The 19,297-nt window shown below is 68.9% G+C and carries 18 protein-coding genes; 12 read left to right on the top strand and 6 right to left on the bottom strand.

Annotated features, from left to right (window positions below; genetic code table 11):
• Positions 1-276: 276 nt before the first annotated feature.
• Positions 277-1,065 (top strand): Rv1157c family protein, encoded by a 789-nt coding sequence (locus tag ACZ6SF_RS15070; RefSeq protein ID WP_466062677.1) that lies wholly within the window; start codon positions 277-279, stop codon positions 1,063-1,065.
• Positions 1,066-1,117: 52 nt separating this feature from the next.
• Here the strand turns inward: ACZ6SF_RS15070 and ACZ6SF_RS15065 are convergent, their stop codons facing one another.
• Positions 1,118-1,459 carry a hypothetical protein gene (locus ACZ6SF_RS15065; protein WP_466063019.1) on the bottom strand — a complete coding sequence of 114 codons (342 nt, stop codon included), beginning with the start codon at positions 1,457-1,459 and terminating at the stop codon, positions 1,118-1,120.
• Here ACZ6SF_RS15065 and ACZ6SF_RS15060 point away from each other — a divergent pair.
• Positions 1,341-1,628 (top strand): hypothetical protein, encoded by a 288-nt coding sequence (locus tag ACZ6SF_RS15060; protein ID WP_466062999.1) that lies wholly within the window; start codon positions 1,341-1,343, stop codon positions 1,626-1,628. The genes ACZ6SF_RS15065 and ACZ6SF_RS15060 overlap by 119 nt on opposite strands.
• On the opposite strand, the gene ACZ6SF_RS15055 is transcribed toward ACZ6SF_RS15060, so the two are convergent.
• Both ACZ6SF_RS15055 and ACZ6SF_RS15050 read right to left on the bottom strand, forming a co-directional pair.
• The gene (locus ACZ6SF_RS15055; RefSeq protein WP_466062676.1) at positions 1,629-3,272 is read right to left on the bottom strand and encodes a PH domain-containing protein; all 1,644 of its coding nucleotides are present in this window, start codon (positions 3,270-3,272) and stop codon (positions 1,629-1,631) included.
• Positions 3,269-3,781 carry a PH domain-containing protein gene (locus ACZ6SF_RS15050; protein ID WP_466062675.1) on the bottom strand — a complete coding sequence of 171 codons (513 nt, stop codon included), beginning with the start codon at positions 3,779-3,781 and terminating at the stop codon, positions 3,269-3,271. The genes ACZ6SF_RS15055 and ACZ6SF_RS15050 overlap by 4 nt, the downstream gene beginning before the upstream one ends.
• A gap of 186 nt (positions 3,782-3,967) precedes the next feature.
• Here ACZ6SF_RS15050 and ACZ6SF_RS15045 point away from each other — a divergent pair, with 186 nt between their 5' ends.
• The 5 genes from ACZ6SF_RS15045 (at position 3,968) to ACZ6SF_RS15025 (ending at position 11,115) form a co-directional block, all read left to right on the top strand.
• On the top strand, positions 3,968-6,547 hold the full coding sequence (locus tag ACZ6SF_RS15045; RefSeq protein WP_466062674.1) for a bifunctional FO biosynthesis protein CofGH: 2,580 nt from the start codon (positions 3,968-3,970) through the stop codon (positions 6,545-6,547).
• A 433-nt stretch (positions 6,548-6,980) separates the two neighbouring features.
• Positions 6,981-7,304 carry a ferredoxin gene (gene fdxA, locus ACZ6SF_RS15040; protein ID WP_466062673.1) on the top strand — a complete coding sequence of 108 codons (324 nt, stop codon included), beginning with the start codon at positions 6,981-6,983 and terminating at the stop codon, positions 7,302-7,304.
• Between the two features lie 8 nt (positions 7,305-7,312).
• Positions 7,313-8,425, top strand: a complete 1,113-nt coding sequence (gene dapC, locus ACZ6SF_RS15035; RefSeq protein ID WP_466062672.1) for a succinyldiaminopimelate transaminase — start codon at positions 7,313-7,315, stop codon at positions 8,423-8,425.
• 82 nt (positions 8,426-8,507) lie between these two features.
• Positions 8,508-10,145, top strand: a complete 1,638-nt coding sequence (gene pruA / locus ACZ6SF_RS15030) for an L-glutamate gamma-semialdehyde dehydrogenase (RefSeq protein ID WP_466062671.1) — start codon at positions 8,508-8,510, stop codon at positions 10,143-10,145.
• Positions 10,146-10,221: 76 nt separating this feature from the next.
• The gene (locus ACZ6SF_RS15025; RefSeq protein WP_466062998.1) at positions 10,222-11,115 is read left to right on the top strand and encodes a proline dehydrogenase family protein; all 894 of its coding nucleotides are present in this window, start codon (positions 10,222-10,224) and stop codon (positions 11,113-11,115) included.
• A gap of 5 nt (positions 11,116-11,120) precedes the next feature.
• Here ACZ6SF_RS15025 and ACZ6SF_RS15020 read toward each other — a convergent pair whose 3' ends face one another.
• Positions 11,121-11,987 carry an oxygenase MpaB family protein gene (locus ACZ6SF_RS15020; RefSeq protein WP_466062670.1) on the bottom strand — a complete coding sequence of 289 codons (867 nt, stop codon included), beginning with the start codon at positions 11,985-11,987 and terminating at the stop codon, positions 11,121-11,123.
• A gap of 134 nt (positions 11,988-12,121) precedes the next feature.
• Between ACZ6SF_RS15020 and ACZ6SF_RS15015 the strand changes: the two genes are divergently transcribed.
• Positions 12,122-12,871: a TetR/AcrR family transcriptional regulator gene (locus ACZ6SF_RS15015; protein WP_466062669.1), complete on the top strand. Its 750-nt coding sequence runs from the start codon at positions 12,122-12,124 to the stop codon at positions 12,869-12,871.
• Here the strand turns inward: ACZ6SF_RS15015 and ACZ6SF_RS15010 are convergent.
• Complete coding sequence (locus tag ACZ6SF_RS15010) at positions 12,813-13,625, bottom strand: oxygenase MpaB family protein (protein WP_466062997.1); 813 nt, start codon at positions 13,623-13,625, stop codon at positions 12,813-12,815. The two genes, ACZ6SF_RS15015 and ACZ6SF_RS15010, sit on opposite strands and share 59 nt — an antisense overlap.
• 267 nt (positions 13,626-13,892) lie before the next feature.
• Between ACZ6SF_RS15010 and ACZ6SF_RS15005 the strand changes: the two genes are divergently transcribed.
• Positions 13,893-15,308 carry an acyl-CoA synthetase gene (locus ACZ6SF_RS15005; RefSeq protein WP_466062668.1) on the top strand — a complete coding sequence of 472 codons (1,416 nt, stop codon included), beginning with the start codon at positions 13,893-13,895 and terminating at the stop codon, positions 15,306-15,308.
• 422 nt (positions 15,309-15,730) lie between these two features.
• Here the strand turns inward: ACZ6SF_RS15005 and dapD are convergent, their stop codons facing one another.
• On the bottom strand, positions 15,731-16,678 hold the full coding sequence (gene dapD / locus ACZ6SF_RS15000; protein WP_466062667.1) for a 2,3,4,5-tetrahydropyridine-2,6-dicarboxylate N-succinyltransferase: 948 nt from the start codon (positions 16,676-16,678) through the stop codon (positions 15,731-15,733).
• A 61-nt stretch (positions 16,679-16,739) separates the two neighbouring features.
• Here dapD and dapE point away from each other — a divergent pair, with 61 nt between their 5' ends.
• Genes dapE through ACZ6SF_RS14985 form a run of 3 tightly spaced genes read left to right on the top strand, consistent with a single transcriptional unit; the run spans position 16,740 to position 19,217 of the window.
• Positions 16,740-17,858: a succinyl-diaminopimelate desuccinylase gene (gene dapE / locus ACZ6SF_RS14995; protein WP_466062666.1), complete on the top strand. Its 1,119-nt coding sequence runs from the start codon at positions 16,740-16,742 to the stop codon at positions 17,856-17,858.
• On the top strand, positions 17,839-18,639 hold the full coding sequence (locus ACZ6SF_RS14990; RefSeq protein WP_466062665.1) for an LOG family protein: 801 nt from the start codon (positions 17,839-17,841) through the stop codon (positions 18,637-18,639). The genes dapE and ACZ6SF_RS14990 overlap by 20 nt, the downstream gene beginning before the upstream one ends.
• Positions 18,633-19,217, top strand: coding sequence for an LOG family protein (locus tag ACZ6SF_RS14985; RefSeq protein ID WP_466062664.1), 585 nt, complete (start codon positions 18,633-18,635; stop codon positions 19,215-19,217). The genes ACZ6SF_RS14990 and ACZ6SF_RS14985 overlap by 7 nt, the downstream gene beginning before the upstream one ends.
• Positions 19,218-19,297: the final 80 nt, after the last annotated feature.

Raw genomic sequence — 19,297 nt, 5'->3', positions numbered from 1 at the left:
GGAATACGGCTCCGGGGGCGGTCTCCGGCGAGTCCGGTAACCGTTGGGCAGTGGGTCCGGTAACCATTGAGCAACCTATCGCGACACCCGGCTGTCAACGCCTCAGGTTTCACACCTGTCACTACACTTACCCCTACCGCTCGGTAGCACAGCCAAAGAGGGCTCGCAATCCCGACCCCGGTGCTGTACAACGCGCGGCAGTGTCCTTAGAGTGACCCCGAAACGACGGCTTTTCAGCGTCGCCCAGATGTACCCGAGGTAAGGACGGCTAGACCAGTGCTTCGCACCCGAGGATCGCGGATCGCATTGTCCGCGCTCGCCTTCGCGGCGAGCGCCTCCCTCGTGGCGCCCGCGACAGCCGTCGCGGATCCGGCCACGGAGGCATCGGTGAGCAGCGTCCCGATGGTCCCCGAAGGGGTCCCCACCGACGTTCTCGCCGCCCTGGCCCCGGCCATCGTCAACGCGCCGGCCTCCGCCGCGCGGGAGATCGCCGCGCCGGGCAGCCCGCAGGCGGCCATCCTGGCCCAGGCCCGGGCTCTTCTGGACACGGTGAATCTGCCGCCGCAGATCAAATCGACCCTGGAACGGGTCATCACCTTCCTGGACGGCAGTGGTGGTGGCGGGCCCGAGATCCCGGAGTCCGGTCCGGCGATCGCCCAGTTCCTCTACCCGACGATCGGTAAGGGCTGCATCGCCCCGTCCGGCGACTCGATCGGCACCGCGCTCGCGGTTCCCGGCCCGGCGCAGCTGCCGCCGCCCGGACCGGCCGCCGGGCAGACCGGTTTCGTGTTCACCGCGCTGGGCACCGAACGGCCGACCGCCGAGCAGACGCAGCCCCTGATGGTGCAGTGGCGCAATCTCGACACCGGCGCATCCGGGTCGCAGCCGCTGACCGATGCGGCCAAGATCAACCCGGACGGCCCGGCCACCCTCTCGGCGATCGCCGAGACCGGGGCGGGCCGGATCGTGGCGGTGATCGGCGGCGGGCTCACCACCCAGGCCACCGAAACCGAGGTCCGCAGCTGCACGTTCGCCCCGACCATCGGATTCTTCACCGTCGGCTGAAGTATTGGAGCGGCTCTGCCGCTCGAGGCGGGGCCCTATTAACCCCGGTTCTTCACTCCCGGCGGTCGGTCGCTGCGCTCCCTTCCTCTGGTCGCTGCAGAACCGGGGCGGGCCCCGCCCGGCGGGGGCGACTTTCGGGGATGTGGGTGTGGCCATCCGGTAAAAGGGTTGCGGGGTGGGGCGACTCGGGGGTGGTTCTGTGGTAGACCGGGGCCATGGTGGGTGTCGATACTTCGAATCGGTCCTGTAGGAGCCGTGCTTCGTCGCGGTCGATTCTGTCGATCCGGTCCGAGGGATCGATTCTGTCGATCGGGTCGGCGTATTCGATCCTGTCCATCGGCAGCGTCGGTTCGATTCTGTCGATCGGCTCGATCGGATCCTTCGGGTCGCTCATCTCCAGCGGGTCCTTCGCCAGCCTGGGCTCGGCGTTGTCGGGGCTGTCGCGCTGGTCGCTGCTGTCGTGGCGGGGCGACCATTCCAGTCCGGACCAGCGTCCCGATCTGCGGGTGGTGCCCGACGAACCGGAGCTGCGGGTGGCGCCCACCCGCCACAGCCAGACCTGATCAGGACGCTGCGGGCTGCGGGCTGTGCCGCGGTCCGCGTATACCCGGCGTGACGGCCTCCAGTACCGGCCCGGCGCGGTCGAGGGGCAGGTCCTCGAGGACGTACACCTTCTTGCCCGCGGCGGTCACGGCGCCCAGGGTCACCAGACCGGAACGGCGCTGCCAGAAGGTCTGTCGCACGGACCAGCCGATCACACCGGGCGCCTCCAGGCAGGACCGGGACCGGTCCAGGGAGCCGGAACGCACGACCAACCAGGTCGGTGATCCGGCGGTCGCGGGCAGGATCGCATGGCCGAGACCGCGGTAACGGTCCTCGGCCAGTAGCGCGCATACCGGTGCGAGGCATACCGGAAGCAACCACCACCACGCCGAGAGTTCCCATCCGGCCGCGGCCGCGAGCAGCAGGGCGGCCGCGAGGAGCGGGGCGGGCCAGCCGGCTCGGATATGGCGGCGCCGCCGCGCCGCCGGACCGTGGGCGATGAGCGGTATCTCGGCCAGCGCGCTCAGGTGGGCGAGGCGGTCGCCGGATTCGGGCGGCCGGTCGTGCCGGTGCGGGCTCAGCAGATGGGCCAGGGTTCGTTCGACGGCTTGGCGCGGGGCCTGCGGCAGGATCTTCTGCCGGGGGTTCTCGCCGGTCATGATCGCTTCCAGCTGCGCGGCGCGGGCGGCGCGCAGCAGCAGGGGTTCGCGGATGGTCGCACCGCGCAGGCGCGCGGTGTCCAGGGTGATCTGGCGCAGGGTGAACAGACCCCGGCGTATCTGCAGGGTGCCGCCGTAGTCGATGACCCGCAGGCCGTAGTAGGTGATCAGGTAGTGGGCGCAGGCCGCGGCGCTGACCACGACCACCAGCGCGGCCAGCGCGAGGACCCCGGCGATCAGCAGTGCCACGACGCCGAAATCCCGGAAACTGCTCACGGTTTCCCGGGTGATCTCGACCTCGGCCGCGCCGTAGCCGAATTGCGCGGCCAGGCCGAGCGCCGAGGCCGCCAGCGCGAAGCCGGTGAGCGACAGGGGTGCGTAACGGACCCAGCCGGGCTGCCAGTGCCCGATCTCCCGGCCGTCCCGCGGCTCCGGGGTTTCCGCGGGCTTCGCCGTCGAGACGACGGGTGCGGCCGAACCGGGTTCACCGGCGGCGTGGTGGGGTTCGCGGGTATGCGCCAGCAGCTGGGTGCGCAATGGCCGCACCTGGTCGGCGGCCAGCGCGTCCAGGGTGAACTTGTCCTCGGATCCGGCTTCCTGTCCGGTGCCGATGACCACGGCGGCCAAGCCCAGGATGCGGTGTAGCGGATCGGCCTCGATATCGACCGACCGAATCCGGGCGCGCGGCACCGACAGCCGCTTCCGGCGCAGCACCCCCGTGCGCAGTTCCACGTGGGTGGGCCCGATCCGGTAGGTCGTGGTGAACCAGATCGCGACGCCGTAGGGGATCACCAGCACCAGGCCCAGTAGTGCGTAGTACGGATTGCCGGAGCTGACCCCGAGGATCGCGGCGCCGATCACCGCGGGCAGGAATTTCACGATCTCCTGGATCGGATGCACCAGCAGCATGCGGCGATCCAGGCGTAGCCAGGGCTCGGAGGTGTCCGGGTCCGGCGGGGAAGGGTCCGGTGCGGGGGTGGATCCGGACTCCGCGGGCCCGGTCATGTGGCGTCTCCACGGTGTCGCGCGGCGACCTCGGTCAGGCGGGCCACCGTACTGTCGGCGACCGGCCGGTCCAGTAGTTCGATACGGACCGCGCCCGCCGAGGACGCCGTGGTCACCGTGACGGTGGAGAGGCCGAACATCCGCTCCAGCGGCCCGCGTTCGGTATCCACGGTCTGTACCCGCGAGATCGGCGCGACCCGGCTCTCCTGGGTCAGCCAGCCGACCCGGCTGTACACGGCCTCCTCGGTGACCTCCCAGCGGTGCACCCGGTAGCGCCACCGCGGCACGGCGACGGTGGCGGCGACCGCGAGCGGAATCGCGATCGCCGCGGCCGCGAGCTGCCACGGCCGGCGGCCGTCGTCGACGGCGAACCAGACCAGCAGGACGGCGAGTACGAACAACCAGCCCAGGGCGGTCTGCACGGTCCAGAAGGTTTTCGCGCGCGGGCTCGGCCGCCACGACGGCTCGGTCAGGAGATCGGGTGACCGCGGCAGGCTGTCCGGCGTCATATATTCATCCTGGCACGGCGTCGGGCCGGCCGTTTCCCGCCGACGGCGGCGAACCCGGCGCGCGGACGGCCGCCGTTCGCCGACGGTATGTCCGGAGATGCTGTGACCTGCACGGAATAGCCCGAACTACACCACGGTTGTGAACGCTCGACGACCTGGGAGGAGACAGTTCCGGATGAGTGCCGCATGATCGAGGGCGTGACCGATCTAGGAGAACCGACCGTCCCGACCCCCGTGCCGACCCCGTCCGCCATGCGGCGGGCGCTGCGCCGGGCACGTGACGGGGTCACCCTGAACACCGACGAAGCCACGGTCCTGCTGCATGCCCGCGGCGACGATCTGGCCGACCTGTGCCGCAGCGCCGCCCGGGTCCGCGACGCCGGGCTCGCCTCGGCCGGGCGCCCGGCCACCGTCACCTATTCGCGCAATGTGTTCATTCCACTGACCCATCTGTGCCGCGACACCTGCCACTACTGCACCTTCGTCACCGTGCCGGGCAAACTGCGCGCGCAGGGCCGGGGCATGTTCCTGGAGCCGGACGAGGTGCTCGATATCGCCCGCCGCGGCGCCGAACTGGGCTGTAAGGAAGCCCTGTTCACCCTGGGCGACCGCCCGGAGGCGCGCTGGCCCGAGGCCGCGCAGTGGCTCGACGAGCGCGGCTACGACTCCACCCTGGACTATCTGCGTGCGGTATCCATCCTGGTGCTCGAGGAGACCGGGCTGCTGCCGCATCTGAACCCCGGGGTGATGTCGTGGGAGGAGATCTCGCGGCTCAAGCCGGTGGCCCAGTCGATGGGCATGATGCTGGAAACCACGTCCACCAGGCTGTTCACCGAGAAGGGCAACTGCCACTACGGCAGTCCCGATAAGGATCCCGCGGTCCGGTTGCGCGCCATCACCGACGCGGGCCGCCTCTCGGTGCCCTACACCACCGGAATTCTGGTCGGTATCGGCGAGACGATGGCCGAGCGGGCCGATACGATCGCCGCGATCCGCAAACAGCACAAGGCGTTCGGGCATATCCAGGAAGTGATCGTCCAGAACTTCCGGGCCAAGGACGACACCGCCATGCGGCACGCTCCCGACGCCGATATGACCGAATTCCTCGCGACCGTCGCGGTGACCCGGCTGCTGGTCGGCCCGGATGTCTCGGTGCAGGCGCCGCCGAACCTGGTATCCGGCGAGGAATGCCGGGCCCTGCTCGAGGCCGGGATCGACGATTGGGGCGGGGTTTCTCCCGTCACCCCCGACCATGTCAATCCGGAACGGCCCTGGCCCAACCTCGACACCCTCGCCGAACTCACCGCCGCCGCCGGATTCGAGCTGGTGGAGCGCACCTCGGCGCATCCGAAGTATGTGCGGGCCGGTAACCCGTGGATCGACCCGCGCATCGGCGCGCACGTCGCCGCCCTCACCGATCCGGAGACCGGGCTGGCCGACAGCGCGGCCCGTCCGGTGGGTCTGCCCTGGCAGGAACCGGACGAATCCTGGGATTCGGCCGGCCGCACCGATCTGAACACCGCGATCGACACCGACGGCCGCAATACCGATACCCGCAGCGATATCGACAACGCGTTCGGCGACTGGGACACCATCCGGGAACAGGTCCGGGATCTGGCCGCGGCCCCGCAGCGCCTCGACGCCGATGTGCTGGCCGCGCTGCGCGCCGCCGAGAAGGATCCGGCCGGCCTCACCGACGCCCAGTACCTGGCGCTGGCCACCGCCGACGGTCCCGATCTGGAGGCCGTGGCCGGACTGGCCGACCGGCTGCGCCGCGACGTCAACGGCGACGACGTCACCTATGTGGTGAACCGCAATATCAACTTCACCAATATCTGCTACACCGGTTGCCGGTTCTGCGCTTTCGCCCAGCGCAAGGGTGATGCCGACGCGTTCACCCTCAGCACCGACGAGGTCGCCGACCGGGCCTGGGAGGCGTGGGTGGACGGTGCCACCGAGGTCTGCATGCAGGGCGGTATCGATCCGGATCTGCCGGTCACCGGGTATGCCGACCTGGTGCGCGCGGTGAAGGCCCGCGTGCCCGAGATGCATGTGCACGCCTTCAGTCCGATGGAGATCGTCAACGGCGCCTCCCGCGGCGGTGAGAGCGTGCGCGACTGGCTGACCGCGCTGAAGGAGGCCGGGCTGGGCACCATCCCCGGAACGGCCGCGGAAATCCTCGACGACGAGGTCCGCTGGGTGCTCACCAAGGGCAAACTGCCGGCCTCGGCCTGGATCGACGTGGTGACCACGGCGCATCGGGTGGGGATCCGGTCCAGCTCGACGATGATGTACGGCCACGTCGACAATCCGAGTCACTGGGTCGGGCATCTGCGGGTTCTGCGCGGTATCCAGGACGAAACCGGTGGTTTCACCGAATTCGTCCTGCTGCCGTTCGTGCACCAGAGCGCCCCGCTCTACCTGGCCGGCGCCTCCCGCCCCGGCCCCACCAACCGCGACAACCGCGCGGCCCACGCCCTGGCCCGCATCATGCTGCACGGCCGTATCGACAACATCCAGACCAGCTGGGTGAAACTCGGCACCACCGGCACCCAGGTGATGCTGCGCAGCGGCGCCAACGACCTCGGCGGCACCCTGATGGAGGAGACCATCTCCCGGATGGCCGGCTCCCAGCACGGCTCAGCGAAAACAGTGGCCGAACTCACAGATATAGCGGAAGGAATAGGACGCCCCGTCCGCGAACGCACCACCACCTACGGAGTCCCCGCAGGTCGCGGCCCGGTCCCGGGCCTGGAACTGGTGTAGAAACCCAGTAGAATTCGTCGGCCGGTGTGCATCACCGCGACGCACACCGGCCGACCACGTACAGAACAGCCCCAACCGCACGCACAAAACAATCGCGACCAACCAGCGCCCCCCGGCGCAAGCCCCTGAACAAAGCCGATCCACAAAAACGCCCCGCCGAGCGCCGAGTTCACCCAGGCCGAGAAGGGTTCGGCCCGCGCCTGCTGTCAGCACTCGAAGCGCATGTGGCGAAGCCACGAGTCTCGAGTGCTGACAGCAGGCGCTCAGGAGGGCCGAACCTCGAGCGCGTCAGCGCTCCAAAATTACAGCCCGAACCTCGAGCGGCGGAGCCGCTCCAACATTTAGGCCAGGCTTACCGGGAGTAGCGTATGGGGCGCCAGGGATACTTGTGCGCGGGCGCAGTTACCCGGAAGAAGGAAGACTAGGAGCGGGAGTGACGTACATCATCGCCGAACCGTGCGTTGACGTGAAGGACAAGGCGTGCATCGAGGAATGCCCCGTGGATTGCATCTACGAGGGTGGCCGCATGCTGTACATCCATCCCGATGAATGCGTCGACTGTGGTGCGTGTGAGCCGGTGTGCCCGGTGGAAGCCATCTTCTACGAGGATGACACCCCCGATCAGTGGAGCGGCTACGTCAACGCCAACGTCGACTTCTTCGACGAGTTGGGCTCGCCCGGCGGCGCGACCAAACTGGGCAAGGTCGATTTCGATCCGGCGTTCATCAAAGAGCTGCCGCCGATGGCCGAGGACTAGAGCGCGCGGTGAGCACTGAGGTTTCCCGCCGTCGCCGGGTGAGCGCGGGTCTGCCCGAATTCCCCTGGGACACCATCGCCGGTGTGAAGGCCCGGGCGGCCGCGCATCCCGGCGGTCTGGTGGATCTGTCGGTCGGGACGCCGGTGGATCCGGTGGATCCGCTGATCCGGTCGGCGTTGAGCGCCGCCTCCGCGGTCCCCGGATATCCGGCCACCTACGGCACCCCGGAGTTGCGGACCGCCGCCGTGACGGCGCTGGCGCGCCGGTTCGGTGTCACCGGGGTGGATCAGGCCGCGGTGCTACCGGTGATCGGCACCAAGGAGCTGATCGCCGGACTGCCCCGGCTGCTGGGACTGGGCTCGGCCGATCTCGTGGTGATTCCCGAGGTCGCCTACCCCACCTACGAGGTGGGCGCGTTGCTCGCCGGCGCGCGGGTGCTGCGGGCCGACGGGCTCACCCGGCTGGGTCCGGAGAATCCGGCGTTGATCTTCCTCAATTCGCCGTCCAACCCGACCGGCCGGGTGCTGGGGGTCGATCATCTGCGCAAGGTGGTGGCGTTCGCTCGCGAACGCGGCGCCGTCGTGGCCTCCGACGAGTGTTACCTGGGGTTGAGCTGGGAAGAGCCGGCGGTGTCGATCCTGGATCCGCGGGTGTCCGACGGTGACCACACCGGGCTGCTGGCCGTGCATTCGCTGTCCAAGACCTCGAATCTGGCGAGTTACCGTGCCGGGTTCGTGGCGGGGGATCCCGAGCTGGTGACCGAACTGCTGGAGGTGCGCAAGCATTCCGGCATGATCGTCCCGTATCCGATCCAGGCCGCGATGACCGCCGCGCTCGGCGACGACGCGCACGAATCCGCGCAGCGGGAGCGGTACCGCGCCCGCCGCGAGATCTTGCGGTCCGCGCTGCTCGGGGCGGGTTTCCGGATCGACGACTCCGAGGCCGGACTGTACCTGTGGTCCACCCGCGGCGAGCCCTGCCGCGACACCCTCGACTGGCTGGCCGAACGCGGCATCCTGGCGGCCCCCGGTGATTTCTACGGTCCGGCGGGTTCCGAGCACGTCCGCATCGCCCTCACCGCCACCGACGAACGCATCGAGGCCGCGGCGACGCGGTTGTAACTTCGCGCGGGATTCCCGCGCCGAGTTCCACGAACCCCGCGCGGCGAAGCCGCGCACAAAAAATACTGCGCTAGCCTGGGGTATGGACGCTGTCACAGTTGTCCCGACCCCCGCCAACGAGCCGGTGCACACCTACGCGCCGGGTAGCCCGGAGCGTGCGCGGCTGCTCGGCAGGCTGGCCGGACTCTCGGGTGAATCCCTCGAAATCCCGCTGGTCATCGACGGTAAACACCGTCCGGGTATCGGGGAGCGCCGCGAGATCGTGGCACCGCATCGGCACCGGCAGGTGCTCGGGACGTATACCGATACCACTCATACCGAAGCTTCCGCGGCGATCGAGGCCGCGTCCGCTGCCGCGCCGGGGTGGCGGGCGTTGCCGTTCGACGAGCGGGCGGCGGTGTTGTTGCGGGCCGCTGATCTGTTGTCGGGGCCGTGGCGGGAGACGGTGGCCGCGGCGACCATGCTCGGGCAGTCGAAATCGGTGGCGCAGGCGGAGATCGACGCGCCGTGCGAACTGGTCGATTTCTGGCGGTTCAATGTGTCGTTCGCGCGCGGCATCCTCGCCCAGCAGCCGGAATCGGGTCCGGGGGTGTGGAACCGGCTCGATCATCGCCCGCTGGAGGGGTTCGTCTACGCCATCACCCCGTTCAATTTCACCGCGATCGCCGGGAATCTGCCGACGGCGCCCGCGCTGATGGGTAACACCGTGGTGTGGAAACCCTCGCCCACGCAGACCCTGGCCGCCTATTACACGATGCGGTTGCTGGAGGCGGCGGGATTGCCACCGGGGGTGATCAATATGGTCACCGGCGACGGGCGGGAACTGTCGGAGGTCGCGCTCGCGGACCCGCGGCTGGCGGGGATCCATTTCACCGGTTCCACCGCGACCTTCCAGTATCTGTGGGGGCAGGTGGGGGCGAATATCGGCCGGTATCGGGGATATCCGCGGCTGGTCGGTGAGACGGGGGGTAAGGATTTCATCGTCGCGCATCCGTCGGCGGATCCGGTGGCATTGCGGACGGCGCTGATCCGCGGCGCCTTCGAGTATCAGGGCCAGAAATGTTCGGCGGCGTCTCGCGCCTATATCCCGCGTTCGGTGTGGCGGGAGATGGGCGATGATTTCCTGGGGATCACCGAGAAGCTGAGCTACGGCGATATCGCGGATCTGTCGAATTTCGGGGGCGCGGTGATCGACCGCCGGGCCTACGACAAGAGTGTGCGGGCGATCGAGCGGGCGCGGTCGGCGGGCGTGACGGTGCCGGTCGGCGGTACGTACGACGACAGTGAGGGCTGGTTCGTCCGCCCGACCGTACTGCTGGCCGACGATCCGCGCGACGAAGCGTTCGCGACCGAGTATTTCGGGCCGATTCTTTCGGTGTATGTCTACGATGACGCCGAGCCGGGGGCGTTCCGGACGGTTCTGGCGGAGGTGGAGTCGGCCGCGCCGTACGCGTTGACGGGTGCGGTGTTCGCGCAGGACCGGCACGCTGTGGAGGAGGCGTCCGCGGTGTTGCGGTTCGCCGCCGGGAATTTCTATGTCAACGACAAGCCCACCGGTGCGGTGGTGGGTCAGCAGCCGTTCGGCGGGGCCCGGGCGTCGGGGACCGACGACAAGGCCGGGTCGCCGTTGAACCTGCTGCGCTGGGTGGCGCCGCGCGCGCTGAAGGAAACCTTCGTCCCGCATACCGACCATCGCTATCCGCATATGGAGCGCGAATGAGGCCCGCCGGAGGTGCGCGGTGAACCCGTTGCGTCCCGCCATCCTCGCGGCGGCGGGTTCGGAGCGGGTGAAACGGATGCTCACCACGAGCCCGGCGACGGCCGCGCTGGTGCGCCGGTTCGTCCCGGGGGAGACCAGGTCGGAGCTGGTCGCGGCGGCCCGGGAACTGCTGACGAGCGGCCGGGCGGTGAGTATCGATTTCCTGGGCGAGAACACCACCGACCGGTCGCGGGCCGACGCCGCGGTCGCCGAGTATCTGGCGCTGATCAACGATCTGGCCGCGCTGGACACCTCGGCGGTGCCGCGCGGTGCGGCGCCGCTGGAGGTGTCGGTGAAACTGTCGGCGCTGGGACAGGCACTCGGGCCCGACGGTCCGGCGATCGCGACCGAGAACCTGCGGGTGCTGTGTACCAAGGCCGCCGAGGCCGGGGTGTGGGTGACGGTGGACGCGGAGGATCACACCACCACGGCGCGCACACTGGCGGCGATCCGCGAGGTGCGGCCCGATTTCCCCTGGCTGGGTACGGTCGTGCAGGCCTACCTGTATCGCAGCGAGGAGGATTGCCGCGACCTCGCCGACGCGGGCGCGCGGGTGCGGTTGTGCAAAGGCGCCTACCGGGAGCCGGAGACGGTCGCTCATCAGCGCCGCGATGCGGTGGACGACGCGTATCTGCGCTGTCTGCGGCTGCTGATGCGGGGCGGCGCCCGGCCGCTGGTGGCCTCCCACGATCCGGGCCTGATCGCCGCCGCGGCCGATCTGGTCACCCGGAACGGCCGCTTCCGCGGCGAGGTCGAATATCAGATGCTGTACGGCATCCGGACCGATGAACAGCTCCGGCTGGCCGGCCGGGGCGATTTCGTGCGGATCTACGTGCCCTACGGCGGGCAGTGGTACGGCTATCTCATGCGGCGCCTGGCCGAGCGCCCGGCGAACCTGGCGTTCTTCCTGCGCGCGGTGGCCGGCCGCTGAGCCGGTCAGACCAGCGGTTTGCCCTTGCGCATCCGGCGGCGCATATCCCACAGGTAGTAGTTCATCGGGAACTGGCGCATGGCCCGGGGCTGGAACTTCAGCAGCACGCCCATGAGTTTCATGGTGCGGTCGAACCAGCGCTGGTTGCCCTCGGTCCAGTTCATCTGCATCTGTTCGCGGATCTGCGGAGGCAGGCAGCCGGAGACGACGAAACGATGGAATTTCGCCGAGAGCAGCCGCACCGGAAGCGCGAGCATCTTCAGATCGATGAGGTCGTTGAAGTAGGCGCGGGTGGTGTCGTCGATCTCGAGGTTGTTCAGGTTGTCTTCCCAGAACTGCCAGAACGCGGCCCGGTTCGGCGGCCACATCTCCGGGCGCACCTGCAGGGTGGTGCCGAGCCGGATGCTGTGCGCGTAGAAGGTGTCGGCGGTCGCCTCGTCCATCGGGCCCTGCACCTTCTCGAGCAGGTCGACGAAGCCGAAGTAGAGACAGGCCGCCACCCATAGCTGGAGTTTGGGGTCGAAGGCGTTGTACTTGACCGGGCTGGTGGGTTTGGTGCGGATATGGCGGTGGGAGGTGTTGACCGCGAGCCGGTAGGCGTTGCGTTCCTCATCGCTGCCGAGCATCGCCACGGAGAGGTAGGTGAGCGTGGTGCGCAGCCGTTTGAACGGGTGCTCCATCACATTGCCGCTCTTGACGTCGCTCTCCATGACGCCGTAGGCGACCGGCCGCAAACCCAGCTGCATGATCACGTTGGCGGTGCCGCCGAGGAAGGCGGTGATGCCGACGATGTGGTCCTCGATATCGAAATCGGGAGCGTACAGGGACTGCGGTTCGGGTTCGCTCTGCGACGCCGGCCAGGGAGCGGTCATCGGTGACCTCTTTCCAATGAGAAGGTTATATGATAACCATCTCATTCTCTCTAAGTCGCGTCAACCGGTGCGGCTGTTGTGCGATGCTTATCGGGTCGTTGATCGGTACGTCGCGAGCACGGAAAGGTGCCGGGATGGGTGCGCTGGCTCAGTTGTTGCCGCTGGTTCGATCGCCCAGGCGCGATCAGGACCAATCGGTTCTCGCCGCGGCGTTGCACGCGTTTCTCGACTTCGGGATCAAACGCACCAGCATGGTGGAGGTCGCCCGGCGCGGCGGGCTCTCCCTCGCCACACTGTACCGGCGGTTTTCCAGTAAGTCCGATCTGATCCAGGCCGTCGGGCTGCTGCAGACCCGCGAGTTCATCGAGAGTGTCGACGCGGCGGTCCAGGGTCAGGTCGAACGCGACGCCGGCGCCGAGGACCAGATCGTCGAGCTGTTCGTCGCGTTCCTGGACGGATTGCGGAGCAACGAACTGCTGGACCGGCTGCTGAACACCGAGCCCGAGATCGTGCTGCCGTATCTCACCACCCAGGGCGCCCCGGTGATCGAGCTGGGCCGCGACTATCTCGCCGAGTTCATCACGCGCTTGCAGGACGAAGGCAAACTGCCCGCCTACGATCCGCTGCCGGTGGCCGAGATGATCGCGCGGACCGCGCTCTCGCTGGCCCTCACTCCGCAGACCGTGATCCCGCTCGGCGACGACGAGGCGTTGCGCCGGTACGCGCGCGATCATGTCGTGGTCTCGTTCCGGGTGCCGGGTGCCGGGTACCGTCACCGAATCCTGAATTCCGAATCGAACTGTTTTCATAATTCGCATATCGCGGTCACACGAGTTTCATGCCGAACCGGCGGCGAATGCGGAAGTCGAACAGATACCCATTGATCGGAAAATTACGCACGGGCACCGGTAGTACCGCCCAGACGCGGCCGAGGGCGCGCAGCATCCGGCCGAACCGCCGTTCGTCACCGTCTGTCCAGCGCATTCCCATCTCGGCACGCAGATGCGGCGGTAGCAGCCCGGCGGTGACCCAGCGGTTGAATCGCGCGCCGAGCCATTGCACCGGCCGCGGGAACATCCGCAGATCGACGATCTCGTCGAGCATCTCGCGGACCGGCGGATCGATACGGGTCCGGGCCAGGTTCTCGGCCCAGTAGCGGTCGAACGCCGCCATATCCGGCGGCCACATCTCGGGCGGGACCTGCAGTGTGGTGCCCAGGCGCGCCGAATGCCGGTAGATGATGTGCTCGAGTTCCGGCGCGGGGCGTCCGCGCATCCGATCGCGCAGGTCGCGGGCGCCCCAGTACAGGCAGGCGGCCACCCAGAGCTGCAGGTTCCGGTCGAACGCGTGGTACTTCACGGGACTCTGCGCGGTGGACCGCACCTGTCGGTGCGAGGTATCCACCGCCTTGCGGTAGGCCGTGCGTTCGTCCGGATCGCCGAGCAGCGCCACCGCCAGGTAGGTGAGTGTGGTCCGCGTGCGTTTCACCGGGTGCACGGTGAGCTTTCCGCTGTCCACCGGGCTTTCCAGCACTCCGTACCCCACTCCGGGGACGGCGAGCTGCATGATCACATTGGCGGCGGCGCCCAGGACGGCCGCCCCGTCGATATACGGGCGGAAATCGAAATCGTCTCCCATTCCACCGGCGGAAAGGAGTGGGTCGCCGGTGGAATCGGGGGATATCGGCTCTTCGCGGGGAGAGCGGGTCATGCGGGTCGCCGTTTCCGAGGGTGTGAGAAATCTTTCGGTTCACCTTCTCGCCACGGCGCAATTGTGTCAAGTCGCATCGGAGAAATCCCATTTCACGAATTACGCCGAAAAGTGGCGCGAATATGTTTCGCTTCTACGAATTCGGCCGCGCGGCCTGCCGCGGCAGGGCCCGGGGCGGCCCAGTAGTTTGGGCCCATGTCCCTCGGCCCGCGCCTGCTCAGTTCCCTGGATCCCCTCGCCGTCGCCGCGGGCGCCGATATCCCGGACGCGGTGACCGTCGACGGGGTGACACTGTCGCGCAGCGATCTACTCGGCGCGGCCACCTCGGTGGCCGAACGGGTCGCGCGGGCGGAGCGGGTCGCGGTGCTGGCCCGGCCCACGGTGCCCACGGTGCTCGCGGTGGTCGGCTGCCTGATCGCCGGGGTGACGGTGGTCCCCGTGCCGCCCGACTCCGGTGCCGCGGAGCTGGATCACATGCTCACCGACTCCGGCGCCCAGGCCTGGCTCGGTGAAGCGCCGGAGGGCACCGGCCTGCCCGTGGTGCCGGTGCGGCAGCACGCCCGCTCCTGGCACACCTACCCGGAACCCGACCCGGCGGCACCGGCTTTCGTGCTCTACACCTCCGGCACCACCGGGCCGCCCAAGGGCGTGGTGCTCGCCCGCGGCGCCATCGCGGCCGGCCTGGACGCCCTCGCCGAGGCGTGGGCGTGGACCTCCGCCGACGTACTGGTGCACGGACTGCCGCTGTTCCATGTGCACGGGCTCATCCTGGGTCTGCTCGGCCCGCTGCGGGTCGGCAGCCCGCTCGTGCACACCGGTAAACCGACGCCGGCGAACTACGCCGCCGCCGCGGGCACCATGTACTTCGGCGTTCCCACCGTCTGGACCCGGATCACCGAAGAGCCCGACGCCGCGAAACAACTGAGCGCCGCGCGGTTGCTGATCTCCGGAAGCGCGCCGCTGCCCGCCCCGGTCTTCGAGCGGCTCGCCGAACTCACCGGCCACGCGCCGATCGAGCGGTACGGCATGAGTGAAACCATGATCACCCTCTCCGCACGGGCCGACGGGGAGCGCCGCCCGGGGTGGGTGGGCGTACCGGTCCACGGGGTGCAGACCCGGCTGCGCGACGAATCCGGACAACCGGTCCCGCACGACGGGTCGAGTATCGGCGGCCTCCAGGTCCGCGGGCCGATGCTGTTCGACGGGTACTACGGCCGGTCCGAGGCCACCGCCGCATGCTGGACCGAGGACGGCTGGTTCCGCACGGGGGATGTCGCCGCGATCGATGCCGGCGGATTCCACCGGATCGTCGGCCGCGAATCGGTGGACCTCATCAAATCCGGTGGTTACCGGGTGGGCGCGGGCGAAGTGGAGACCACGCTGCTGGGTCATCCGGGAGTCGCGGAGGTGGCGGTGGTCGGCCTCGACGACGCCGACCTGGGGCAGCGGATCGTGGCGTTCGTGGTCCCGCGTGATCCGGCGCCCGCCGAACAGGAACTGATCGACCATGTGAGCGCACAGCTTTCGGCCCATAAACGCCCCCGCGAGATCCGCTTCGTGACCGCCCTGCCGCGCAATGCCATGGGCAAGGTGCAGAAGAAGCGGTTGTAATTTTGGAGCGGCTCCGCCGCTCGAGGGTGGGGCGGTAATTTTGGAGACGCTCCGCGTCTCGAGGGTGGGGCCCTGACATCCCGGTTCTTCACTCCCGGCGGTCGGTCGCTGCGCTCCCTCCCTCTGGTCGCTCCAGAACCGGGCGGGCCCCACCCTTTGACGGATGCGACCATCCGGATAAAGCGCAGGACCCCGCGAACAGCACGCCGCCTTATGTCACACTCGGGTCCGCCTGCCGGCGTCGACACCGATCCGTGTCAGGCACATCCTCGGCGCCGAGTCCAGCTAGGCCCACAAAGGGTTCGGCCCGCGTCTGCTGTCAGCGCTCGAAGCGAGGCGGCGCAGCCGCGAGTCTCGAGTGCTGACAGCAGACGCTCAGGAGGGCCGAACCTCGAGCAGCGGAGCTGCTCCAAAATTACAGCTCAGTTGTGGGCGTGCAGTGCCTCGTTGAGTTCGATACCGGTGCCCGCCCGCGGCACGACCTCCACCGCGCCGGTCCGCGAATTCCGGCGGAACAGCAGATTGTCGGTCCCGCTCAGTTCGGCCGCCTTGACGACGGTGCCGTCGGGGGTGGTGACCTTGGTGCCCGCGGTCAGGTAGAGGCCGGCCTCGAGGACACAGTCGTCGCCCAGCGGAATACCCAGGCCGGAATTCGCGCCCAGCAACGACCGTTCACCGATCGAGATGACCGTGGTGCCGCCACCGGACAGGGTGCCCATGGTGGAGGCGCCGCCACCGACATCGGAGCCGTCGCCGACCACCACTCCGGCCGAGATCCGGCCCTCGACCATGGAGGTGCCGAGGGTGCCGGCGTTGAAGTTCACGAAGCCCTCGTGCATCACGGTGGTACCGGCCGCCAGATGCGCGCCCAGGCGCACCCGGTCGGCGTCGCCGATCCGCACGCCGGCCGGGACCACGTAGTCGACCATGCGCGGGAACTTGTCCACGCTGTACACGGTGACCGGTCCGCGGGCGCGCAGTTTGGCGCGCGTGAGTTCGAAGCCCTCCACCGCCGCCGGGCCGTGGTTGGTCCACACGACATTGGACAGCAGCGCGAACTGTCCTTCCAGGCTCACCGTGTGCGGCCGGACCAGGCGATGCGAGAGCAGATGCAGCCGCAGGTAGACATCGTGGGCGTCGACCGGGGCGGCCGACAGATCGGCGATGGAGGTGCGCACCGCGACCACGTCGACACCGCGCGCGGTGTCCGGGCCGACCAGTTCGGCGAGTTCGGCCGGCGGATCGGTGAGCCGTTCGGTACCGGTGCTGCCGGGATCGCCCAGTTCGGGGGCGGGAAACCAGGTATCCAGAACGGTTCCGTCCGCGGTCACAGTGGCGATGCCGATAGCGGTTGCTCCCTGAGTGCTCACGAACAGGAAGCCTACCCACCGACGGGCCCGGCGTGGTGGGCCACCTCTAGGCTCGTATGCCGTGACCCTCGACCTGCGTGCCGACCCCATCGCCCTCACCGCAGCCCTCGTCGACATCCCGAGCGTCTCCCGGGACGAAGACGCGGTCACCACCGCCGTGGAAACCGCGCTGCGCACCCAGACCAGCGGTTTCGAGGTCGTCCGGCACGGCAACGTGGTGCTCGCGCGCACGGATCGCGGCCGGCCCACCCGGGTCGTGCTGGCCGGTCACCTCGATACCGTGCCCATCGCCGACAATGTGCCGGGCCGGTTCACCACCGAGAACGGGGCCGAGGTGCTGTACGGCTGCGGATCGGTCGATATGAAATCCGGGGACGCGGTGTTCCTGCATCTGGCCGCGACCATCGCCGAACCCGCCCACGATCTGACGCTGATCTTCTACGACTGTGAGGAGATCGCGGCCGAGTTCAACGGCCTGAACGTCATCGAACGCGAACTGCCCGAATGGCTGGACGCCGATCTCGCGATTCTCGGCGAACCGTCGGGCGGCTGGATCGAAGCGGGCTGCCAGGGCACGCTGCGGGTCCGGCTGAGCACCGCCGGGGTTCGCGCGCATTCGGCCCGGGCCTGGCTCGGCGACAACGCGATCCACCGGCTCGCGCCGCTGCTGACCCGGCTGTCGGAATACCGGGCCCGGGAGGTGGATATCGACGGTTGCCGTTACCGGGAAGGGCTCTCGGCCGTCCGTGTGAGCGGCGGGGTCGCGGGCAATGTGGTGCCCGATGCGGCCGAGGTGGATGTGAACTTCCGGTTCGCGCCCGACCGGACGGTCGATCAGGCGGTCGAGCATGTGCGCGAGGTCGTCGCCGGTCTCGACCTGGATTTCGAGATCACCGACGCCGCCCCCGGCGCCCTGCCGGGTCTCACCGCGCCGGCCGCCCGCGGGCTGGTCGAGACGGTGCGGGCGCACGGATCGGCGGGTATCCGGGCGAAATACGGCTGGACCGATGTATCCCGTTTCGCGGCCCGCGGTATTCCGGCCGTGAACTTCGGCCCCGGGGACCCCAATCTCGCCCACAAACGCGACGAGCACGTCCCCCTCACCCAGATCACCGACGTCACCGAAATGCTGCGCGCCTACCTCACGAAGGACACCCCCGATGTCGACCGACTCCGCTGAACCCGGGATGGCCGGTAAACCCAAGACCCGCTTCCGCGGGCCGATCATGTTCCGCCGGGCCCGGACTCCCCGGGGCGGCACCGCCGATCAGCACCTGCTGGATCAGCGGGAGGACAGCGACTGGGTGCATACCGATCCGTGGCGGGTGCTGCGTATCCAGGCGGAGTTCGTGGAAGGCTTCGGCGCGCTGGCCGAGGTGCCCCGGGCGGTGAGCGTCTTCGGTTCGGCGCGTACCGCCGCCGATCATCCGGAGTACGAGGCCGCGCGGGAGCTGGGCGCCGCGCTGGCGAGCGCCGGGTTCGCGGTGATCACCGGGGGCGGTCCGGGCGTGATGGAGGCCGCCAACCGCGGGGCGTCCGAGGCGGGCGGTTATTCGATCGGGCTGGGGATCGAGTTGCCGTTCGAGCAGAGCCTCAACGACTGGGTCGATCTCGGGATCAACTTCCGCTACTTCTTCGTACGCAAGACCATGTTCGTGAAGTACTCACAGGCCTTCGTCTGCCTGCCCGGCGGGTACGGCACCCTGGACGAGCTGTTCGAGGCGCTCACCCTGGTACAGACCCGCAAGATCACCCGGTTCCCGATCATCCTGTTCGGTTCCCGGTACTGGGCGCCGCTGGTGGAGTGGATCCGCACATCGCTGGCGGCCGAGGGCCGGATCTCACCCGGCGATATCGACCTCCTGCACGTCACCGACGATATCGCCGAGGTGGTGGCGATCGTTGAGGGCTCGCAGCCGGCGAACGCGATCGAGAAGGTCGGGAGGAAGGACGAATGGTGACCCCGCGTCCGTTCGCACTGTGTGTGTACTGCTCGGCCGGTACCTCCGATCCGGGGTATCTGGACCTGGCGGCCCGGGTCGGCGCGGAAGTGGGCCGCCGCGGCTGGCAGCTGGTGTCCGGTGGCGGCAACGTATCGATGATGGGCGCGCTGGCGACCGCGGCCCGGGCGGGCGGGGCGCATACCGTCGGGGTGATCCCGAAACATCTGGTGCACCGGGAGGTCGCCGATGTGGACTCCGACGAGCTGATCGTCACCGACACCATGCGGCAGCGCAAACAGGTGATGGAGGACCGGGCCGACGCCTTCCTGACCCTGCCGGGCGGGATCGGCACCCTGGAGGAGTTCTTCGAGACCTGGACCGGCGGTCATCTGGGCCAGCACGCGAAACCGATGGCGATCCTCGACCCGGACGGCCACTACACGGGCCTGTTCACCTGGCTCGCGCAGCTGCGTGAGCAGGGATTCGTTCCGCAGGCTGCCCTCGACCGCATCACCCTGGCAGTGGATCTCGGCACGGCCTTCGCGGCGCTGGGCCCGGGCTCCGCGCACCATCCGGAGCCCGGCATCGGGCGGTGAGACGTGGCCAGGCCGTTCAGGGCCGAACAGCAGTCTCGGGCTCGAAATATAGCCGCGTTGTGACTTCCTCCCGGGTCGCC

Source organism: Nocardia sp. NPDC049935 (assembly GCF_055586645.1).
Note: the sequence above shows the minus strand (reverse complement) of the source record. Positions and strands in the feature narration are given on the sequence as shown.